This is a genomic window from Affinirhizobium straminoryzae (assembly GCF_007004135.1).
GTDB lineage: Bacteria > Pseudomonadota > Alphaproteobacteria > Rhizobiales > Rhizobiaceae > Neorhizobium > Neorhizobium straminoryzae.
The window spans coordinates 15,456-35,703 of sequence record NZ_VJMG01000083.1 but is presented as its reverse complement, the minus strand read 5'-3'; the positions used below and the strand labels follow the sequence as shown (position 1 = coordinate 35,703).

At 63.1% G+C, this 20,248-nt stretch carries 17 protein-coding genes; 13 read left to right on the top strand and 4 right to left on the bottom strand.

Annotation, left to right across the window (positions count from 1 at the left end; translation table 11 throughout):
• Window positions 1-238 precede the first annotated feature (238 nt).
• Both FNA46_RS23720 and cysC read left to right on the top strand, forming a co-directional pair.
• Window positions 239-955, top strand: coding sequence for an alpha/beta fold hydrolase (locus tag FNA46_RS23720; RefSeq protein WP_143127695.1), 717 nt, complete (start codon window positions 239-241; stop codon window positions 953-955).
• A 345-nt stretch (window positions 956-1,300) separates the two neighbouring features.
• Window positions 1,301-2,845, top strand: a complete 1,545-nt coding sequence (gene cysC / locus FNA46_RS23715) for an adenylyl-sulfate kinase (RefSeq protein WP_185969976.1) — start codon at window positions 1,301-1,303, stop codon at window positions 2,843-2,845.
• Between the two features lie 15 nt (window positions 2,846-2,860).
• Here the strand turns inward: cysC and FNA46_RS23710 are convergent, their stop codons facing one another.
• Complete coding sequence (locus FNA46_RS23710) at window positions 2,861-3,325, bottom strand: hypothetical protein (RefSeq protein WP_143127693.1); 465 nt, start codon at window positions 3,323-3,325, stop codon at window positions 2,861-2,863.
• 145 nt (window positions 3,326-3,470) lie between these two features.
• Between FNA46_RS23710 and FNA46_RS23705 the strand changes: the two genes are divergently transcribed.
• The 8 genes from FNA46_RS23705 to FNA46_RS23670 all read left to right on the top strand — a co-directional run bounded on the left by FNA46_RS23705 (window position 3,471) and on the right by FNA46_RS23670 (window position 13,262).
• Complete coding sequence (locus tag FNA46_RS23705; protein WP_143127692.1) at window positions 3,471-5,390, top strand: AfsR/SARP family transcriptional regulator; 1,920 nt, start codon at window positions 3,471-3,473, stop codon at window positions 5,388-5,390.
• Between the two features lie 8 nt (window positions 5,391-5,398).
• Complete coding sequence (locus FNA46_RS23700; protein ID WP_143127691.1) at window positions 5,399-5,830, top strand: hypothetical protein; 432 nt, start codon at window positions 5,399-5,401, stop codon at window positions 5,828-5,830.
• 194 nt (window positions 5,831-6,024) lie between these two features.
• Complete coding sequence (locus FNA46_RS23695; RefSeq protein ID WP_143127690.1) at window positions 6,025-6,930, top strand: hypothetical protein; 906 nt, start codon at window positions 6,025-6,027, stop codon at window positions 6,928-6,930.
• 3 nt (window positions 6,931-6,933) lie between these two features.
• Window positions 6,934-8,154, top strand: a complete 1,221-nt coding sequence (locus FNA46_RS23690) for a YcaO-like family protein (RefSeq protein WP_143127689.1) — start codon at window positions 6,934-6,936, stop codon at window positions 8,152-8,154.
• Window positions 8,151-8,864, top strand: a complete 714-nt coding sequence (locus FNA46_RS23685; RefSeq protein WP_143127688.1) for a TfuA-like protein — start codon at window positions 8,151-8,153, stop codon at window positions 8,862-8,864. Before FNA46_RS23690 ends, FNA46_RS23685 begins: the two co-directional genes overlap by 4 nt.
• Before the next feature lies 1 nt (window position 8,865).
• A complete protein-coding gene (locus FNA46_RS23680; protein ID WP_143127687.1) occupies window positions 8,866-10,041 on the top strand; it encodes a hypothetical protein in 1,176 nt (391 codons plus the stop codon).
• A gap of 188 nt (window positions 10,042-10,229) precedes the next feature.
• Window positions 10,230-11,228, top strand: coding sequence for a GGDEF domain-containing protein (locus tag FNA46_RS23675; protein WP_185969975.1), 999 nt, complete (start codon window positions 10,230-10,232; stop codon window positions 11,226-11,228).
• Between the two features lie 255 nt (window positions 11,229-11,483).
• Window positions 11,484-13,262, top strand: a complete 1,779-nt coding sequence (locus tag FNA46_RS23670; protein ID WP_143127685.1) for a methyl-accepting chemotaxis protein — start codon at window positions 11,484-11,486, stop codon at window positions 13,260-13,262.
• 265 nt (window positions 13,263-13,527) lie between these two features.
• Here the strand turns inward: FNA46_RS23670 and FNA46_RS23665 are convergent, their stop codons facing one another.
• Together FNA46_RS23665 and FNA46_RS23660 are read right to left on the bottom strand one after the other, a co-directional pair.
• Window positions 13,528-13,797 carry a hypothetical protein gene (locus tag FNA46_RS23665; protein WP_143127684.1) on the bottom strand — a complete coding sequence of 90 codons (270 nt, stop codon included), beginning with the start codon at window positions 13,795-13,797 and terminating at the stop codon, window positions 13,528-13,530.
• Between the two features lie 557 nt (window positions 13,798-14,354).
• Complete coding sequence (locus FNA46_RS23660) at window positions 14,355-14,594, bottom strand: hypothetical protein (protein ID WP_143127683.1); 240 nt, start codon at window positions 14,592-14,594, stop codon at window positions 14,355-14,357.
• Window positions 14,595-15,016: 422 nt separating this feature from the next.
• On the opposite strand from FNA46_RS23660, the gene FNA46_RS23655 reads away from it, so the two are divergent.
• From FNA46_RS23655 to FNA46_RS23645, 3 genes are all read left to right on the top strand, one after another.
• Entirely contained in the window at window positions 15,017-15,211 is a 195-nt protein-coding gene (locus FNA46_RS23655) for a hypothetical protein (RefSeq protein WP_143127682.1), read from the top strand.
• Window positions 15,212-15,338: 127 nt separating this feature from the next.
• The gene (locus FNA46_RS23650; protein WP_143127681.1) at window positions 15,339-18,236 is read left to right on the top strand and encodes a hybrid sensor histidine kinase/response regulator; all 2,898 of its coding nucleotides are present in this window, start codon (window positions 15,339-15,341) and stop codon (window positions 18,234-18,236) included.
• A 65-nt stretch (window positions 18,237-18,301) separates the two neighbouring features.
• Entirely contained in the window at window positions 18,302-18,865 is a 564-nt protein-coding gene (locus FNA46_RS23645) for a GNAT family N-acetyltransferase (RefSeq protein ID WP_143127703.1), read from the top strand.
• A gap of 75 nt (window positions 18,866-18,940) precedes the next feature.
• Here the strand turns inward: FNA46_RS23645 and FNA46_RS23640 are convergent, their stop codons facing one another.
• Complete coding sequence (locus FNA46_RS23640; RefSeq protein WP_143127680.1) at window positions 18,941-20,188, bottom strand: AGE family epimerase/isomerase; 1,248 nt, start codon at window positions 20,186-20,188, stop codon at window positions 18,941-18,943.
• Window positions 20,189-20,248 lie beyond the last annotated feature (60 nt).

Genomic DNA, 20,248 nt, shown 5'->3' with positions numbered 1-20,248 from the left:
GCTCGTTTCGGCAGAGCGTCATGCGAGGTGGGTGAAACGTCATCACCTCCTTGACGTGAAGCATTCTGCGAAGTTTCAACGCGTTTCGCCGAACTCATGCCCCGGTATGCCTGCTGTGCAGAAGGCGGGACGAAGAAGGCCTGCAAGAGTGCGTTCATTATTGATGTCATTATGCGTGCGATGATGTTATTTCTGGTTGTATTGGAGGTGCATTCTGGACGCAACCGATCAAACTGACATGGAAACAGTTTATGTTCTGCCCGGGAGTCCTGACGTCAGGCGGGCCGTCATTGCCTTTGCCGGCATTCAGTCCATTTTGGGTGGCATCGAGGTGTGGGAGTTTGCGAAAACGCTCACCTCGGATGAGAATGTCGAGGAAGCCCGGCGCCACGTGGCCTTCGTTCGGGAACGGCCGGCACTCTGGTATAACAGCGTGGATCCGGCATGTCTCGCTCCGTTTCTGGCGATGCAGGACGGCCGGGCTGTCGTCACGCTGGGCAACAGCATGGGGGGCTTCGCAGCCATCCTGTTCAGTCTTGTATTGCCCGGGATCCGACGTTCCATTGCCTTCTGTCCCCAGTATTCCGTGCACCCTGATCATTGCCCCTGGGAGCGGCGTTGGCAGGATCAGATTGCGGAAATAGACAACTGGCGGTTCGAGACTTGCCTGCCTCACGGCCCCTGTCCCGAGGCGCAGGATCTTGACCACATGATCTTCTGTGGCAGTGACGTCGGCGACGATGTGCGCCATGCCGAGGCGATCCTTGCCGGTGCAACGCATCCAGTGTCCGTCTTTTTGATTCATGGCTGCGGTCACGATGTCGCCCGCAGCCTGAAGCGTCGAGAGGCGCTTGTTCCTGTGCTCGATCTCTTGATTGACGACCTCGCGCCGCCGCAACATGTCGCCGCCGAGCTTGCGAGGCGCGGGATCGCGTTCGACCTGTTGTCGAGCTGAGCAGAGATTCGTACATGTGGCCCTCGCCCCGTCAGACTACCGGCACGGGGCCAGTCGGCATTTTCTGAAGGCCTGGCTGCCCTGTAGGCGGCCGGCAGTGGAAGGACAGTTAGGATGGCAGCGGATGGGGCTCTGGACATGACGACGGAAAAGGCCGCTCTCGCGTTTCCAACGAAATCCTTGCGCCGCCTGCTGGTCGGTGGATCTGCACCTGCCGGGACAGGCGCTCTCATCGACAGGCTGCTGGCGTTGATGCAGGTCCCGGGAACCCAAGCGGGCGCCTCGACGGGGCCTTGTCCTGTCACGGCTCATCGCGGTTTTGAACCGGTGGATGTGTCACGCGCGATGACCGCGGCCGGGGGTAACCTTGCGGGCAGCCCGACAGCCGATCTGGCGCTGATGGTGGTGGATGCCCGTCACGGACTGGTCTCGCCGGTGTTGCAGCACAGTTTCGCCGCCGCGCTTCAGGGCGCGTCGCAGGTCATCCTCGTCATCGATCACATGGACCAGGTGGACTTTTCGCAAAGGACCTTCACCTCGATGGTCGAGGTCTATGAGCAGGCGGCGGCGCAGATCGGTTTCCGCTGGATCAGGGCCATTCCCGTGGCAAGCGCATCCGGTGACAATCTTGTCCGGCAGTCAGGCCGGATGCCGTGGTTTGCAGGCGGCACGCTTCTGGACGAAATCGAGGCGGCTCCCCTCGCGCCCTCGTTGACAGAAGCGCCGTTTCGCTTTGCCGCGGGCGGCGCCTCCTTCAGGATCGGGACGGCGGCGGCCGTGACCGGACGGGTGATTGGCGGGCGCATTGCGCTCGGCGATCCGGTCGTGGTCGCAGAAACCGGTCAGGCGGCGCGGGTGACCGGCATTCGCGCCCAGGACGGCGAGCAGGCATCGGCATCGGCGGGCGAGGCCTTGACGCTGGTTCTGGATGCCGAGGTGGCAGAGGGGCGTCTGCTGGTTTGCCCTGATGCGCGCCCGCATGTGGCGGATCAGGTGCAGGCCCATATCCTCTGGCTGGATTCCGAGCCGTTGTTGCCGGGGCGGCGTTACCGGCTGCAGACGCAAGGCGATGAGGTTGTCGCGACCGTGACGGCGCTGCGTTACGCCATGAGCGATGACAGCCTCTCGCATGAGGCTGTCCGCCTGCTGCCGGCCGGCCGCATCGGGGTGTGCAATCTGTCGCTGGCGCGTCCGATCGCCTTCGATGCCTCGCGCGACAGCCGGGCGACCGGCAATGGGGTGCTGCTCGACCGTGTCTCGGGTCAGCCGGTGGGGGTGGCCCTTCTCGATTTTCCGCTGCGGCGAGCGGCCAACATCCACTGGCAGGCCACCAGCCTGACGAAACAGGATCGTGCGCATCTGAAGGGACAGCGGCCCGCCGTGCTGTGGTTCACCGGCCTGTCCGGGTCCGGCAAGTCCACACTGGCGAACCGGGTGGAGGCGCTTCTGCATGCCGAGGGGTGCCATACCTATCTCCTCGATGGCGACAATGTGCGCCATGGCCTGAACCGCGATCTTGGTTTCACGGCCGAGGACCGGGTGGAAAACATTCGCCGCGTGGCGGAGGTGGCCCGGCTGATGACCGATGCCGGGCTGATCGTGCTGGCGGCTTTCATTTCGCCCTTCGCGGCGGAACGGCAGATGGCGCGAGACCTGATGGAGCCGGGAGAGTTCATCGAGATCTTCGTCGATACGCCGATCGAGGAATGCGCGCGGCGTGATCCGAAGGGGCTTTATCGCAAGGCAGCGGCAGGAGAGCTGCGCAATTTCACCGGGCTTGATTCGCCCTATGAAAAGCCGCTTTCGCCCGACCTGCGCATCGAAACGAACGGGCATGATCCGGACGAGGGCGCGCGGCAGATTGTTCGCTATCTCCTCGATCGCGGTTGAGCGGCGGCCTCTCCCTCAGCTGCCTCCGCCTTTGCTGACCGGCAACTCGTTCAGGCAGCGGTAGCGGCCGGTAGTCGCATCCCAGGCAAAACGGAAAGCGTGCCTGCCATTGTGGGTGGTCAGAACGCGATAGCCATCATGGATCTCGTCGCCGATACTGAGTTCCTGGCCCCAGGCCCAGCCGCCATAGGCGGTGCCCTTGTCGTTGCGCAGGATGATCTCGAAAAAATAGCCGCCGGTTGCCCGCCGCATCTGCAGGATCAGGTCGATATTGTCTTCATCAGTCTCGTCAAAGCGTCCCTCCGCAAGTCTTGCGCAAGCATATCTTGCTTCAGCAAGGGCGGTGACGGGATAAAAGGGCTTTCCATTGTGCCACAGCAGTTCCGTCATGGCATAACCCACATCGTCGGCGCGCTGATAGGGCTCCGTTCGTAAGGGGAAACTCATATAGGAATGCTTGAAGTGCACGCGATCTGTCATGAAGTGTCACGCAATATTTAGACGCGTGTCGTTTTCCTTGCTGTAGATTGTTTCAGAATCATGCACAAAGAGCGTCACGCAGACGTCAAATCTGACAGGTAGTTGATTTTTATTGCAACCTCCGGGGGCAGGGTAGGGAATAGTCGTGGCAGGGCATGAGCAGGGCTTCACGATCAGTCTTCTGGGGATCCCGCGCTGCCATCTGGAGCGTGACGGCTTCTTTCCGGCCAAGGGTTTCGTGCTGGTGGCGGCCCTGCTTCTGGCGCCCGGCCGGGTGTTGACCCGCCAGGCGGCGGCGCTGCTTCTGTGGGAAGATGCGGACCAGAAGCGGGCGCTCGGCAATCTCCGGCAGTTGCTGTCGCGCCTGCAGCCCTTTGCCGAGGGGGATGAGGCGCTGATCGAGGCGACGCCCGGCGGGCTTGCCGCCGGGCCGCTGGCCCGTCGCTCGGATCTCTCTGCCTTTCTCGATGTCGTCGGTGCCGACGACGTGGCGCTGCGGCTGAAGGTGCTGCGCGGCATTGGCGGCGAGTTGCTGCAGGGCGTGGATGCCGATCAGGAACAGTTCCATCTCTGGCTGCTGGCCGAGCGGGCCCGCCTGAAGGACCTCTTCTTTGCCGCGACCGCCCGCCTGCTGGAGGATATGACCCGGTTCGGCGCCCGGCCGCTGGCCGATATCGCCGCTCTTGCCGAAACCGCGCTCAGGCTGGAGGACGACCGGGAGGAGACCTACCGCATGGTGATCTCTGCCTATGCGCGGGCAGGCGATGCGGCAGCCGCCGAGCGCATGTTCGACAAGCTGAATCAGCGGCTGAAGCTGGACGGGGTGCAGCCCGAGGCTGCGACGCTTGCCCTGATGCGGCGCCTCAGAAGCCATGCCGCGCCGGCCGAGTCGCCGGAGGTTCAGCCGGAGCCGGCGCGTACGGCGCGGCCGCGCGTTGCCTTTCTGCCGCCGGTGGCGTCGGTCGGCGGGCTGGTGCCGGTGCTTGCCCGTGCCTTCATCGAGGATGTCGCCAACAGCCTCGTGCGCTATCGCACGTTCACGGTGCTTGCCCCGCACAGCAGCTTTGCCGCCGCCGCGGATGAGACCGGCGCGCTCTACCAGTCGCTGCGCGCGAATTACCGGGTGCAGTCGCTGCTGCTGGACGAGGCGCGCCTCTCCCTGACGCTGGTGGAGAATGCGACCGCGGAAATTCTCTGGTCGGTGGAGGTGGCGCTGGACGAAGGCAATGCCCACGCAGCCTTCCGCCTGCTGTCGAAGCAGATTGCCGCAGCACTTGCCGAACAGATCGAGCGGCTGCAGATCGATCTCGTGCGCAGTCATGCGGCGGATGCCTATCGCCATCTGCTGGCCGGCCAGCACATGCTGGGCGGCAAATGCGATCTGCCGATCCTGCGGCGGGCGCGCTCCGAATTCCGCAAGGCGGTGGATCTGGATTCCGGCATGGCGGTGGCGCGAGCCCGCATTGCCCAGACGCTGCAGCTGGAATGGCTGATGCTGGGCGGCGGCGATCCGCATCTCCTGCACCGCGCCAAGGCCGAGGCCGAAGCCGCCGTCGATCTCGACCCCGCCTCCGGCATCGGCCACTGGATGTGCGCGGTGGTGGCGCTCTATCGCCGCGATTTCGATACCTCGGCCGAAAAGTTTTTCGAAGCCGAGGCGCTTGCGCCAAATTCCGCGGACCTGCTGCTGCAGCATGCCGATGCGCTGGCGCATTTCGGACAGTCGGGTGCGGCTTGGTTGCGCTTCCAGCAGTCCATCGATCTCAATCCGCTTGCGCCGGATATTTACTGGTGGGCGGGTGCCAGCATCGCCTTCAAGCTTGAGGATTATGCCGAGTCGGTCCGTTTGTGTCGACGCATGCAGAATGACGAGCCCGCCTTGCGTGTATTAACGGCGAGCCTCGCTTTGAGCGGAGATCTGGAGGAAGCCCAAAGCGCGGGCGAGCGGCTTCAACAAAACTATCCGGGCATGACGGCCAAGCAAATTAGCGGGTTGTCTCCCGATCAAGATGTCGACGCGAACGAACGTTTTTGTCATGCGCTTCGACTGGCAGGCCTAAAATAGGAGATACTATGGGCACTTCTCATCTGTACGTAATTGGAAAAAGGGGTTTGGGCGTGCTGTTCGTTAGAACTGCACCGCTTCGCGTCGCGATGGTTTCTGATGAAACCATCTTGAAGTATGAAGAAGCGCATCCCGGTGTTGACGGCTATGCAAAAGTCGCCGCATCGGCCAAGGCGCTTCTTGCTTCCCGCGACGGCCAGCCTGAGGGCGCCATCGATCAAGCGCAAAGAGCAGGAATTGAGGCCCTTGTCGCAGGCGGTGCGGTCATTTCTGATGTAGATTTCTCCTTCCTGGGAGAGGTTACCGACTCGGGTTGGACGATAAACCGTATGGTCAATTCACCTCTTGAAGGCGCACTCGCGGCTTTGGGGCCAGATGCGCCGGCAAGTGGTGACCTGTTCGATGCCATTCTCTCCGACAGCCCGAACAGCGCCGTCTGATAGCGTGAAAATCGACACCACGGTCGCCGCCATGGCGGCCGTGGATCTTCCTGGACGCGCCATTTGCCGACATCCGGCAAAATTGTTCGTCTGACTTCGAAAGCTCTCTGTACAACCAGAAAAACCTGAGCAATGGTTGCATTTTGGCGAGGCTGCAAGCGCCGGCGCCGAGATCGAACCAGAGGGGAAGCATCATGTCCAAATCGCAGCTTTTCATCGTCGGCAAGCGGGGCTCCGGCGTGTTGTTCGTGCGCACCGAGCCTTTGCGCGTCTCGCTCGTTTCGCATGAGACGATTCTTGCCTATGAGGCCGGGCATCCGGGCATTGATGGCTATGCCAGGGTTGCGGCCGCGGCCAAGGCCATGCTGGTGCAAAACGATGGCGAGGCCGACAGTTTTGTCGACATGGCGGAGATGGAGGCTCTCGAAGCCCGCATGACGCAAGGAGAGCCTGTGCGGGAGGCCGACATCGCCATGGTTGGCGGCGTGGCTGACGAGGGCTGGGATTTCAATCGAGACATTACCACGCCGCTGGATGATGTGATGGTGGCGCTCGGCCCTCAGAACGGTCGTGCAACCAAGGCGGCTCCCGGCGCGGAACCGGCGGATATCGCCATGGTGGGCGGTGTCGGCGATGACGGCTGGGACTTCAACCGGGATATCACCATGCCGTCTGATGGTTTCGATATCACAAATCAGGCTCATCCGTTGAAAGCCGACATTGCCATGGTTGGCGGTGTTGTCGAAAACGGCTGGGATCTCAATCGCCACATCAAGACCCCCCTCAATGATGTCATGACCGCCCTGCAGCCCGAGGGCGCTGCTGCGGACATCGCGATGGTCGGCGGCGTTTTGAACGATGGTTGGGATTCCAATCGCTTCATCAGCACGCCTTTGGATGATGTGATGACGGCGCTGGGGGGCGAGGTGGCCGGTTTGGACATCGCTGTCGTCGGTGACATTGTCGGGCAGGGCTGGGATACGAACCGGAAGGTGTATGCACCTGCCGGTGACCGGCAGGAGACTGTTGCCGCAGGGCTTGTTGCGCGGGGTGGCCTGCATCACGCCATCATGTCCGACGCGCCGAACACGATCCAGTAATCCATGCAGCAGGCAGGGCAGGCCGCAGCCGTCGCATCCGGCGGCTGCGAGGGCGGGCAGGTCGCTCCCGACAAGGGTGCGGCGCTGCTGGGGGATCGGGCGCGGCTGCGCCGGTTCGGGGTCACCCGCATCGGTGATGTCACGGGGCTCGATATCATCGGCGTGCCCGTCTGGTTTGCCGTGCGGCCGAATTCGCGCGGCCTCTCCGTTTCGCAGGGCAAGGGCCTGACGGAGCGGCAGGCGCAGCTTTCCGCCCTGATGGAAGCCATCGAAGGCGCTGTGGCAGAAGAGACGCAGCGCCATGTGGCCGCGCATGGCAGCTGGACGGCCCTGCAGGCGCGCGGCGAGCGCACGGTTCCGCTCGACCGGCTCGCCCGCGTCAATCCCGATCATTTCGAGGCCGGCCGCGAGCGGGCCTGGGTACGCGGGGTTTCCGCCCGCCATGGCGGCCCGGTTCTCGCCCCTTTCGAACTGGTCGGCATGGATTTCCGCGCCGATTTTCCCTGGGACCGCAAGGCGTTCCAGATGAGTTCGCAGGGGCTCGCCGCCGGCTTCGATCATGACCGCGTGGTGCTGCATGCCCTGCTGGAACTGGTGGAGCACGATGCCTGCATCCTCATCGATACGTTCGAGACGCGCTCGCTCGGTCTGCGCCCCTGGGCGCCGGCCGCCGGCCACCGTCTATCGCTCGACGGGCTGATCGCCACGCTGTCGGCGGCGGGTCTTGCGGCGCGCTTTCTCGATGTCACGGCGTCGAACGGCGTACCCGTCATTCTGGCAAGCCTGGAGCGGCCGGTGATGTCGGCGAGCGGTCCCGGCTTTCGCCATGCCGCCGGCATGGCCTGCCGGTTCGATCCGCTGGCCGCCGCCGAGGCGGCGCTGCTCGAGGCCATCCAGTCGCGCCTCACCGATATCAGCGGCGCGCGCGACGATCTGGCGCCGGACCGCTATCTTCCCGATCTGGCTGGCCGGGCGCCGCCGGTCAGCGCAACCCTCTCCGGCGCCGGCCCTCAACGGCTTGACCTTGAGGGGGAGGGGCCGCTCTGGCACCGCCTTGCCGCGCATCTCTTCCGCCATGGCGTCGAGGATGTCTACGTCTTTGCGCTGGAAACCGGCGATCCCGATATTCATGTGGTGCGCGTGCTGGCCGATGGGCTGTCTGCCGCCCATGGCGGACTGAACCGCATGTCGCTGTCCACGCTCGACGGGTTCCTGAGACGATGACGCAAATCCCGCACACCGTGATCTTCGCCGGCCCCTCCGTGCATGGGCTGGATCCTTCGGCCTTTCCCGGTCTTGTCTGGCGCGGTCCCGCCGCCTGCGGCGATCTTTTGCAGGCCGTGCAGCAGGGCGCGCGGGCGATCGGCCTGATCGACGGGCTCTATGGCGATTGCGCTGCCGTGTGGCACAAGGAAATCCTCTTTGCCCTGTCGCAGGGTGTCGCTGTCTACGGTGCGGCCAGCATGGGCGCGCTGCGCGCTGCCGAATGCGACCTGTTCGGCATGCAGGGTGTCGGCCGGATTTACGAGGCCTACCGCGATGGTCTGCGCGTGTCCGATGCGGATGTGGCGCTTTCCCATGCGCCGGCCGATCTCGATTACCGGCCGCTGACGCTGGCGCTGGTGGATGCGGAGGCGACGCTTGCGGCGCTCGCTCCGGATCTTGCACCGGCACGGCTCGCCCGGCTTCTCTCTGCGGCGCGTGCGCTGCATTTCTCCCGCCGCACCTGGCGCGCCGTGGCGCTGGCCGCCGGCGAGGGGGCTGATGTCGCGCAGGTCCTTGCCGAACGCGCCGTCAGCCCGAAACAGGCCGATGCGCTGGCGCTGCTGACCCTGCTGCAGAACGAATGTTCTGCAGCGCCTCAGCCGGGCTGGCGGTTCCAGAACACGCTGTTCTTCCGCAGCCTCGCGGTCCGCGTTGCGGGGCAGCGTTGAGATGGGTGACCCGATGATTGTCGAGCAGGTGTGCGATGGGTCGAAGGCCGCGGGACTGCCGGAGGGCGGTCTGCTGCCGGATTGCGGCGGCCTCATCCGTCGCATCGCCTTCTCGGTGCCGCCTGTCTTTCTGGAGGCGCGGCCTTCGGAGTGGTATCGTCCGCTGGTGCCGATCGGCAACCTTTTGCAGGCCTTGGTCGCGGATATCGAGGTTTTCGTGCTGGTCGAGCCGGATGCGTGCGCGTCCGCCGAAGCCTGGATCGGCAGCCTGCCGCTTGCCTGTCCGCTGCGCATCATCCCGGTGGAGGGGCCGGCCCGCGCCCGCCAGAGCCCCTGGACGCAGGATCTGTTTCACGTCCGGGCGCCCGCCACGGCTGCCGATGAACAGGGGAAAATTCTCGCCCGTCCTGGCGCCCGCATCGGCCCGACGCTCGCGGCCGCGCTCGGCTGGCAGGTGGCCGATCCCGGTGTCGATCTCGATGGCGGCAACCAGCTGGTGGGGCCGGATTTCCGGCTCATCGGCCGTTCGGCGATTGCCGGAGAGGCGTTTCCGCCGGGCGATGGCGGGGCGGGGGCGGCCCTCCTGTCGCTCGATCCGCGCCCCGTGCACCTCTTCGCCTATCGTGCCTCCGATCTCGGCGGTGCGGCGATGCCGGTTCCAGACCCGCGCTCGCTGAAGGGCGTCTATCAATGCGGCTTCCATGTCGACCAGTATGTGACGGTGACCGGGCTTCGGCACGCGGGGCAGCCGCTGTTGATCGTCGCCGAGGCGCAGATGGCCGATGCCGGCACGAGTCCGATGGTGGAGCAGATCGGCCGTCAGCTCGATGCCTCCGCGCGTCGTCTTGCCGATCAGGGCTTTGCCGTCAGGCGCAATCCGGTGCCTTTTTGCGTGACGCCGGACAGCGGCAAGCGCCTGCCGCGCCTCTACAACAATCTGGTGCTGGAAAATGCGGTGCGGCCGGGAGGCGAGCGCCCGCTGGTCTTTCTGCCGCAGTTTGCCGATGTGGAGCCGCTCGACGCCTATGATGCCGCCAACCGGGCACTGTGGGAGGAGTTGGGCTTCGCGGTGGTGCCCGTGCATGGTTTCAGCCAGCTCGCCAGCCGCAACGGCGCCCTGCGCTGTATCTCCAAAATCGTGCAGCGGCAGTCGTTCCAGTTCGATACAGAAGTGTGACGCCCGCGTGACGCGGCGCATGATGCTTTGACATTCAATATCAGGATCGATGCTTCATATCCGTTCGGACCGGGACCATCAGGCGGGCAGGTTTTGCCTCACCCCATGACCCCTGACCGGGGGCATGTGTGCCGCAGGAGGAACGGGGAAAATCGCCCGAGCCGCGGCTGATCACTATGGAGAGGTGCATGACGCGGGTGGTTGAGCAGGCGCAGAGGCAGGCTGTGTTGGGTTGGCGCGAGCTCCATGCCGTTCTCGATCTCACGCCCACGGCCCTTTTCTGGGCGTCTCTTCCCGATCTTGCCGTGCGCGCCGCCAATTCCGCCTTCATCGGGCGCTTCGGAGCCTTGAATGGCTGCTTTTCCTCCATCGATGAGTGGCTTGCCGCGGCCTGCTCCAATCCGGAACACCGTCAGCGGGCACGGGCGCTCTGGCAGGCGCTTGCACGCGAGGATGAGGTTTCTGGCGCTTCGCCTGCAGCCCTGGAGCTGGATCTTCGCTGTGCCGATGGCACGATCGTCTCGACCCTGCACCGGGTGGCGATTGACCGTGGCGAAGGCGTGGCCATTGCCACCTTCGAGGATATTTCCCACTGCAAGGCCGTGGAGCATGCCCTGCGCCGTGTCGCGCACGAGGACCCGCTGACCGAGCTTGCCAACCGCCGGGCGCTGGCCGAGCGCTGGCAGTTCGAACTGCGTTGTCTGGAGGGGCGCACCGATGGCATGCTGGCGCTGATCCTGCTCGATCTCGACCGCTTCAAGCAGGTGAACGACGATTTCGGCCACGAGGCCGGTGACGAGGTGCTGAAGGCCGTTGCAGACCGGCTGCGCGAGGCGGTGCCGCCATCGGCCACGATCTGTCGTCTCGGTGGCGATGAGTTTGCGATTTTGCTGTCCGTCACCCGCGAACAGCAGGTGGAAGGAGTGACCCGGCGGATCTGTGATGCGCTGCGGCGGCCGCATGTGTGGAGGGGGCATCAACTGGCGCTTGGGGTCAGTGTCGGCATTGCGAGCAGCAAACGCGATGGCAGCGATCTGACCGGGCTGATGCGGCGTGCGGATGCGGCGCTCTATCGTCACAAGCGATCCAGGCAGGGGGGCTTGGAGTGGTCCCGGCCGGCCGAGACGCGGGTCGAGACGCCGGTTGTTGCGGATATTCTGGCCTTTTCCCGGCTGCGCACGGTCTGACAGTTCGCAGCATTCCTTCATCGTGCCAATGCGTGGTGAGCGCACGGATCACCCGTTCACAAGGGGTTTCACGGCTGCACCCCAATTCTGCATGGCACATATTAGCAGTCCGTTCTTAACTGCTGTTTCAGCCTGTCTGTCGGACTCTGGAAGAGAGGCTGCATCGGATTGACGTGTTTCCGCTCACGCCAAGGCCTCGACCGTTCCAATCCCTGGTTCCGGTGTCCGTTTGACCGAGTCACCAAGGAGGTAGGAATGCTGGACCTGATGAGCAAGAGCAACCGCGCGCGCATGCGGGCGCTGGACGATGTGTCCGCCAATATCATGATCGCGGATACGCAGCTCAGGATCCGGTATATGAACCAGGCGGTTCGCGGCCTGCTCCAGGAGGCGGAGTCCGATCTCAAGAAGGAATTGCCGAGCTTCAACGTCAGCACGCTGGTTGGCAGCACCATCGACGTCTTTCACAAGAATCCGCAGCACCAGCGCAGCATGCTGGCGCGGCTGCAGGCGCCACACAAGGCCACCATCTGGGTTGGCAAGCGGGCCTTCGATCTCACGGTGACGCCGCTGAAAGAAGGCGGCAGCGTGATCGGGTTCGCGGTGGAGTGGTTCGACGCCAATGCCCGTCTTCAGAATCTTGATTATCAGAACCAGATGGCAGCCATCAGCCGCGTGCAGGCCATCATCGAGTTCACGCCCCAGGGCAAGGTGGTCACCGCCAACGAAAACTTCTGCAAGGTGCTGGGCTACCGGCTGGACGAGATACAGGGCAAGGACCATGCGATGTTCGTCGAGCCGGACTACGCGGCAAGCCCCGCCTACAAGCAATTCTGGGCCGATCTCAACGAGGGGCGTTATCAGGCTGCCGAATTCACCCGCATCAGCAAGAGTGGCAAGCCCGTCTATATCAGCGCCTCCTACAACCCGATCTTCGATGCCAACGGCAAGGTGGCCAAGGTCGTGAAGTTCGCAACGGACGTGACCGATCGCGTCAAGGCGGTGGGTCGCATCGGCCAGGGCCTGCAGCGTCTGGCTTCCGGGGATCTTGCCACAACCATCGACAAGCCCTTTGCACCGGACTTCGAACCGCTGCGCGAAAATTTCAACGAGGCCCTGCGGCAGTTGGGGACCACGCTGCGCTCCGTCTCGCAGTCCACCCAGGAAATCGATACCGGCACGCGCGAAATCAGCCGCAGCGCGCAGGATCTGTCCAAGCGGACGGAACAGCAGGCCGCATCCCTGGAGGAGACCGCTGCAGCCCTCGACCAGATCACGACCAATGTGACCAATTCCTCGCAGCGTGCCGACGAGGCGAAGGCCGCCGCCGCCACCGCAAACTCCAGTGCCGTCAGTTCGGCACGTGTCGTGGCCGATGCGGTCAGCGCCATGGCGCGCATCGAATCGTCCTCCGGACAGATTTCCAACATCATCGGCGTGATTGACGAGATCGCCTTCCAGACCAATCTTCTCGCCTTGAATGCTGGCGTCGAGGCTGCCCGTGCCGGCGAGGCGGGCAAGGGCTTTGCGGTGGTCGCGCAGGAAGTGCGCGAACTTGCCCAGCGTTCTGCCGCCGCCGCCAAGGAGATCAAGGGCCTTATCCAGAACTCCTCCGTCGAGGTCGAAAGCGGGGTGCGTCTGGTCAGCGAGACCGGCCAGGTGCTGAAGGCGATCGAGCAGAACATCTCCGCGGTGAACGAGCGGATCGAGGCGATCGCCAATGCTGCCAAGGAGCAGTCCGTTGCCCTTGCCGAGGTGAATTCCGCCATCAACCAGATGGACCAGATGACGCAGCAGAATGCGGCCATGGTCGAGCAGTCGAATGCCGCCAGCGCCGCCCTTGCCAACGAAACCGCCAGCCTTCGCGAACTGCTCGGCCGCTTTGCGCTCGGCGGTCACGGCGGCGCCATTGTCGTCGGGGCAAGGCCTGCCGTGCAGCAGCGCGCTGCGCCTGCCCGGACACCTGCCCGATCCCGCCCGGCTGTGGCCGTGAGCGGTGCCAACGCCCTCAAGGAAGACTGGGAAGAATTCTGATCCGATGGAGCATGCCGGCCCGAGAGCCCGTCCGAGCCAAAAGTGCGTCAGCGGTTTTGCGTCCTGACTGTGTGAAAACAAAGAGACAGAGCATTTCAGGTGATCTGGTTTTCACCGGAAAAGCTCCAGCGACCGGGTTCGGCGCCAGCCAATCGGAGATATCGAATATCCGGAAGTTCCAAAATGAAACGGCTCGCGACAAATCCGTCGCGAGCCGCTTGCTTTGCGCTGGAGATCGTGCCAAAAACTGACGCGAACAAGAATATCAAGCCGATGCGCTGACCAGCGTGAGGGTGACGGTTTCACTGGAAGACGGGATCTGGTCCTCGATCAGTTCGCGTGCAAGGTCGAAAACACCGGACGGATCATCTTCGCCATTCTCGTCAAGGGCGTCGAGTGCGTTGGTGTAGATCGCCTTTTCGTCGTCTTGTGAAAGAACGCCGTTCTGGACCAGACGACCGATCAGCGAGGTCAGCAGGGCTGCTGACGACAGGGCGCTGGCCTGTGCGCAGAGAAGTTCCGTATCTGTCTTCATGATTGTGTCCCCGTACAAATCAATAGGGATAGTTTGTCAGTTCCTTTGGTGAAAGGAAAGTGGCGATGCGGCATGGCTGTCGCAAATCGCCCCGCAAACCGTCCGAGTGCCGCTCACATTTTATCTCAATCAATTTATGATTGTTTATAGCTGGCGCGCAATACTCTCTTGGGTTGCTGTCCTCCCAAGCGCTTCACTACCCACCTGGCGTTGCAGGTCGCCTCACGCGCGCTGTTCTCGTCGCAGCGGATGGGAAGCCTTGATTGACAAGGCTCGTCCAGTCAAGGGGTCGTTGTCGCGGTCTCTGACTGCGCTTTTCACGGGCTATATTGCCGCGGCGCCCGCCGCCATGCACGCCTGATCCCGGGCGGGGGGGGCACCTTCCGGCGGGGTGGTGCAAGTGTCAAGAACCGCACAATGCCGTGTTTCAAAATGAAGCGATGCCGGAGTCCGAAGAAGACGTGGATCTGCGGATCACGCCAGGTCAGCCGTCACGCGCCAGGCAGTAGCATGTGCCGCCACCCGTCAATCGATCCTCACCGTCACTCTCCAGGCTTTCAGGGTCTTGTGCGCCGCTGGCCACGCTGCGTCGATGTGCCTGCAAGGCTGAGATCCAGACGCTGATAGAATTCGCGGGCGCGCTGCTCGCGGATGCGCGTTTCCAGACGCTCCACCTGTGCCTGCGTTGTTGCCTTCAGCAAGATTTCCAGATCCTCGATCCGTACGCCGTCTGCCTGCATCAGCAGTGCGATCAGCGGGTCTGCCTTGACATCATTGATGCTGAGATCGCTTTCCATGCCCTGTTCCTCCGCAACACGCGCAAAATGTCAGTCAAATGCGACATAATTGTAGAGAAGTGGTCCGAACCGGTGATTTTTTGACCGACGGCTCTCTGCGGTGGATGGTGAAGGGGCCCGATGCACAGGGCGACCAACGCGGATGCCGCAAAGGCTTGCATGTCAGGCAATCCGAAGCATCCGTGCGCTCTGGACAAACTGTGGACAATCTGTGGATAGCGCGGGAAAGGGAACAAATGCGTTTTTGCTATGTTCCGTTCTGTTCACTGCTGGCTTCACCGTACCAGCCTCCCTCCTGTGGAAAACCTTTTTGTCGAAAGCCAAGCTCGATCAGCTGCTTGCATGGTTAATTCTTAAGGTTTCCGGTTTTTCATGGAACGTGTGGCCCGATGTGTCGTTATCGGGCTGAACAGGAGGGCGTCATGGTATTCCGGCTTATCGAACAACTTCGCAACCGCAGCGACCTTGCCGAGCCGACAGGCACCTATCCCGATGGTGCCTTTCCTGCAATGCGCTCCGTCGGTCTTGCCAACGAGCATCCGCGTCTGCGCAAGTCCTACGAACGGGATCTCGCGGCCGCGAGGCGCCTTGCCGACATGGTTCCCGTCTTCCACTGACCGCGCCGCGCCACCGCGTCTGAAACAAATTCCGATGCATTGTCGCATGTGAATGCTTGCGCCATTGTCTTTGTCCAGTGCTGCGCTATATGCGCGCAAATAACAGGGCAGTGGCGTGGGGCATCGAATGTTTCGTAGGACTGGGCTCTCCGGGCTCGATCTTGATCACCTCTTCAATCTATCTCCCAATCCTTACGTCATCGTCGATCCGCAGCTTGTGATGGTCGGCATGAACGATGCCTATCTTGCTGCCACGATGCAGACGCGCGAGGCGCTGTTGGGCCGCGGCATCTTCGATGCGTTTCCGAGCGATCCGGATTCGGGGCATGGACGCATGCTGCGGCAGTCCTTCGCCAAGGTGTTGCAGACACGGCAGGTGGATCATCTGCCGATCATTCCCTATCCGATCGCCAAGCCGGATGGCTCCATGGAAGAGCGCTTCTGGAGCGCGACCCATACACCGATCCTTGGCGAAGACGGTCAGGTGCGGCTGATCCTGCAGCATACGGTGGATGTGACCGAACTGCACATGTTGCGGCAGGCGGCGCCGCAAAATGCATGGAAGATCGAGACGGACGTGCTGCGGCGAGCCGATGCGGTGCAGGGCGAGAACCTGGCGCTGGGGCGTGAGCGGGAATATCTGCGCGGTCTGTTCGAACAGGCACCGGGCTTCATGGCGGTGCTGCGCGGGCCGACCCACGTGTTCGAGATCGCCAATGCGGCCTATCTGGCGCTTGTGGGGCGCAGTGACCTCATCGGCAAGCCTGTGCGCGAAGCGCTGCCTGATATCAGCGGCCAGGGCTTCTTCGAGCTGCTGGATCAGGTCTATCGCACCGGCCAGCCCTACAGCGCGCATGGCGCCATCGTTTCGCTGCAGCGTGGGCCCGATGCCGAGCGGGAGAATCGCTTCCTCGACTTCATCTATCAGCCATTGCGCGACGGCAGCGGCGAGATCATCGGTACCTTCGTACAGGGCCATGACGTGACGGATCTCAAGCGGGCACAGGATGCCGCCAGCGAGAGCGAGAATCGATTCCAGACCCTGGCGCAGTCGCTGCCGAACCATGTCTGGACCGCGACCGCCGAAGGAACGCTGGATTGGGCCAACCTTGCCATGCGCGACTATTCCGGCCTGCCCGAGACACCGGAAGAACTGAGCCGGATTCGTGACCTCGTGCATCACGATGATCTCTCGGTCGTGGCGACGACATGGGCCGCGTCGATCAAGACGGGTGATGCCTATCACACCGAGATGCGGCTGCGCTGCCGGGAAGGCAATTACCGCTGGTTCCTCAGTCGTGCGGTGCCCATCCGAAATGCGCGCGGCGACATTGTCCGCTGGGTCGGCACCAATACGGATATCGAGGAGCAGAAGAAGACGGTCAGCCGGTTGGAAAACCTGGCCAATACGCTTGAAACCCGGGTGGAGGAGCGTACGGCCGAACTGCTGCGCACGCAGGAAGTGCTGCGCCAGAGCCAGAAGATGGAGGCTATCGGCAATCTGGCCGGCGGCATCGCGCACGATTTCAACAATCTTCTGCAGGTCATTACCGGAAACCTGCAATTGCTTGCAAAGGATCTTGCAGGCAACGAGGCGGCCGAGCGGCGGCTGAGCAGTGCGTTGTCCGGAGCCTCGCGTGGCGCGCGCCTTGCCTCCCAGTTGCTCTCGTTCGGGCGACGCCAGCCGCTGGCACCGAAGGTTCTCAATCTCGGCCGGCTGGTGCGGGAAATGGACCACCTGATCCGCCGCAGCCTGGGCGAGGCGATCGAGATCGATACCATCGTCGGTGGTGGTCTGTGGAACACCCTGGTCGACCCATCCAATGTGGAGAATGCGCTTCTCAACCTCGCCATCAATGCACGCGATGCCATGGATGGGCGCGGGCGCCTGACCATTGAACTCGGCAATGCTTATCTCGACGATCGCTATGCCCAGAACGCCTTCGATGTGGAGCCGGGGCAATATGTGATGCTCGCCGTCAGCGATACCGGCTGCGGCATGCCGCCTGAGGTGCTGTCGCGCGCCTTCGATCCCTTCTTCACGACCAAGCCGGAAGGCAAGGGTACGGGCCTTGGGCTTTCCATGGTGTATGGCTTCGTGAAGCAGTCGGGCGGTCACATCAACATTTACAGCGAGGTTGGCAGCGGCACGACGGTGCGCATCTACCTGCCGCGCTCCATGGATGCTGAAGACATGCTCGCGGATGATTCCGGTGGTCCGGTGACCGGCGGCACGGAGACCATTCTCGTGGTGGAGGATGACGAGGCGGTGCGCGACATCACCGTCAGCCTGCTCAGCGAACTCGGGTACAAGGTGCTGAAGGCACGCGATGCGGATAGCGGTCTTGCGATCATCGAAAGTGGCGTGCCGATCGATCTTCTCTTTACCGATGTGGTGATGCCCGGGCGTCTGAAGAGCAGCGAACTGGCCCGCAAGGCCAAGGAGCGCCGACCGGACATCGAGGTCTTGTTCACCTCGGGCTATACCGAAAATTCCATCGTGCATGGCGGCCGGCTGGATCCCGGCGTCAATCTTCTGAGCAAGCCCTATGCCCGCGAAACGCTGGCCCGCAAGATCCGCATGCTGCTGGACAAGGCGAGGCTACGCGGCCCGTCTTCGGACGGTGCAACGACCGTCCCGTCGGCATCGAGTGGTCCGCCTCCATCGATCCGCGTTCTGCTCTGCGAGGACGAGGCGCTGATCCGCATCTCGACGGCTGATTACCTGCAGGATTTCGGCATGACGGTGGTGGAGGCGGGCACGGCGCGCGAGGCGCTGGAGGCCGTCGATGGGGCCGCGATCGACATTCTTGTGACCGATGTGCACCTGCCGGACATGAATGGTCTCGATCTCTTGCGGCGCATGCGCGACACGCATCCGGACCTGCCGGTGATCTTTGCGACCGGCGACATGCATGTGCCGGGATCGGAGGGGCTTGCCAAGGCAAAGCTGGTGACCAAGCCCTATGATTACGACGTGCTGGCGCGCCGTATCCGCGAGATGGTGGGCGATATCCGTCGTTGACATTCAGTCACGTCTCCCCGAAGTCCCGGCGGGGAACCCGTTTCATGATTGGAAGGCAGATCTTGATGTTCAGGCCGAGTTTTGATCCGCAGCCGAGCCTTGATGGTCCGTCGATCTCCATCCGGCCGCTCGGGCGCGACGATTGGGACGGGCTGTTTGCTGCTGCCGGCCATCCCGCCGTCTGGGCCGGCCATCCGGCCAGCGACCGCTACACGCGTGAAAAATTCGAACCGTATTTCGGGCTTCTGCTGGACAGCGGCGGAACCGTTGCCGTCATCGACAGGGCAAGAGACACGATCATCGGCTGTTCGCGCTATTACCCGGCGCCGGATCGTGAAGACAGCCTGTCCATCGGCTACACATTCATCAATCATGAATACTGGGGCGGGCGCACCAATTTCGAGCTGAAGCGGCTGATGCTCGATCATGCGTTTGAAACCTATGACGAGGTGTGGTTCCACATCGCGCCGACCAATATCCGCTCCCAGAAGGCGGTGGCAAAGCTTGGCGCGGAAAACATGTATGAGACGGTGCTGAACCTCTCCGGCGTGCCGGCGCCAGGGTTCTGTTTCCGTCTTGGCAAGAATGCCTGGCTTCTGCGCCGCAAGATGCTTGAAGCTGCCGCGTGAGAAGAGGCGGCAAGCCGGGCTTGCCACCTGCTGGAGGGGCGCCACCGGCGCAATGGCCGGTGGCTTGAAATTCCCCTAAAGCGCCGCGCCATGCTCCTGAACGACCTTGGTCAGGCTGCCGGTTGCCGGGAACAGCGGGATAAGGCAGGCCTGCAAGGCGTGATAGATATCGCCCTTGCCGGGAAACAGCGTATTGGCCGGTACGAGATCCTCGGTGGTTTCTTCGAACCAGCCGCCGTTCTGGCGGTCGAGGAAATGAGCGGCAATCGTAGACCAGATGGTGCGATAGCTCTCCTCGTGGAAGGCGCTCGGCACATGCTGGTTGAGGAAGTGGGCGGCGCCGGCCGCCTCACTCATCGGCCACCACAGCTTGGAGCGCTTGTCGGGCCGGTCCTGCCAGTCGAGCGTATAGAAGAAGCCGCCCTTCTCCTTGTCCCAGCCGAGCGTCATCGAGCGCTCGAACAGGGCTGCGGCCGCCTCCGGCATCCAGGCATGGCGCTTGCCACCCAACGCATAAAGCTGCAGCAGCAGGCGTGCCCATTCCAGCCAGTGGCCCGGCGTCGTGCCGGCCGGACGGAACATCTCGTTCGGATGGTAGTAGTCGCGGTCGACCACCCATTCCTCGGAGAAATGCTCCGCTACGCGAAAACCTTCTTCGCGGGCGCGGCGGTTGATCAAAAGGTCGGCAATGCTCTCCGCCTTTGCCAGATACGGGCGCTCGCCCGTCGCCTCGAAGGCGGCCATCAGGCTCTCGGTCAGGTGCATGTTGGAATTCTGGCCGCGATAGCCGGGCACCGGCTGCCAGTCTTGTGAAAACTCTTCCGCAATCGCGCCGTGGCGCTCCTCCCAGAATTTCGTCTCGATGACCTCGGTAATGTCTGCCAGCATGCTGTCGGCCAGGGGATGGCCGATCACCTTGGCGGAGGATGCCGCCAGCAGCACGAAGGCATGGCCATACCCCTGCTTGGAGGCGTCGGCTGCCCCATCGTCATTCGCCTGCCAGAAATAGCCGCCGTGGGTCTGGTCGCGATGCTTTTCCCAGAGGTAGCGCATGCCGTGATCCACCACGTCGGCGGCACCCGGACGGCCGAGCAGGTGGGCGATCGCGAAGCAGTGCACCATGCGGGCGCTGGCGTGAATGCCACGCACCGGGTTGTGGGTGGTAAGCGGCGCGCCCTGAGGGTCCAGATCGTAGAAACCGCCCTTTGGATTGATGGCGCGGTACTGGAAGAAATCCATCAGGCCTTCCGCCTGGGCAAGAAGCCAGTGGCGATGGTACGGGCGGTCTGCCCAGAGCGAAGGAAGCGGTCCGGCGGCGTTCATGCGAGCTCCGAAACTTGGAATGGCAACGGAACATGCCTATACCGGTCCCGGGAGAGACTG

Coding starts and splice junctions, on each gene's coding strand:
- FNA46_RS23720 (WP_143127695.1), top strand. CDS start 239: ATGGAAACAGTTTATGTTCTGCCCGGGAGTCCTGACGTCAGGCGGGCC.
- cysC (WP_185969976.1), top strand. CDS start 1,301: ATGACCGCGGCCGGGGGTAACCTTGCGGGCAGCCCGACAGCCGATCTG.
- FNA46_RS23710 (WP_143127693.1), bottom strand. CDS start 3,325: ATGACAGATCGCGTGCACTTCAAGCATTCCTATATGAGTTTCCCCTTA.
- FNA46_RS23700 (WP_143127691.1), top strand. CDS start 5,399: ATGGGCACTTCTCATCTGTACGTAATTGGAAAAAGGGGTTTGGGCGTG.
- FNA46_RS23695 (WP_143127690.1), top strand. CDS start 6,025: ATGTCCAAATCGCAGCTTTTCATCGTCGGCAAGCGGGGCTCCGGCGTG.
- FNA46_RS23690 (WP_143127689.1), top strand. CDS start 6,934: ATGCAGCAGGCAGGGCAGGCCGCAGCCGTCGCATCCGGCGGCTGCGAG.
- FNA46_RS23685 (WP_143127688.1), top strand. CDS start 8,151: ATGACGCAAATCCCGCACACCGTGATCTTCGCCGGCCCCTCCGTGCAT.
- FNA46_RS23680 (WP_143127687.1), top strand. CDS start 8,866: ATGGGTGACCCGATGATTGTCGAGCAGGTGTGCGATGGGTCGAAGGCC.
- FNA46_RS23675 (WP_185969975.1), top strand. CDS start 10,230: ATGACGCGGGTGGTTGAGCAGGCGCAGAGGCAGGCTGTGTTGGGTTGG.
- FNA46_RS23670 (WP_143127685.1), top strand. CDS start 11,484: ATGCTGGACCTGATGAGCAAGAGCAACCGCGCGCGCATGCGGGCGCTG.
- FNA46_RS23665 (WP_143127684.1), bottom strand. CDS start 13,797: ATGAAGACAGATACGGAACTTCTCTGCGCACAGGCCAGCGCCCTGTCG.
- FNA46_RS23660 (WP_143127683.1), bottom strand. CDS start 14,594: ATGGAAAGCGATCTCAGCATCAATGATGTCAAGGCAGACCCGCTGATC.
- FNA46_RS23655 (WP_143127682.1), top strand. CDS start 15,017: ATGGTATTCCGGCTTATCGAACAACTTCGCAACCGCAGCGACCTTGCC.
- FNA46_RS23650 (WP_143127681.1), top strand. CDS start 15,339: ATGTTTCGTAGGACTGGGCTCTCCGGGCTCGATCTTGATCACCTCTTC.
- FNA46_RS23645 (WP_143127703.1), top strand. CDS start 18,302: ATGTTCAGGCCGAGTTTTGATCCGCAGCCGAGCCTTGATGGTCCGTCG.
- FNA46_RS23640 (WP_143127680.1), bottom strand. CDS start 20,188: ATGAACGCCGCCGGACCGCTTCCTTCGCTCTGGGCAGACCGCCCGTAC.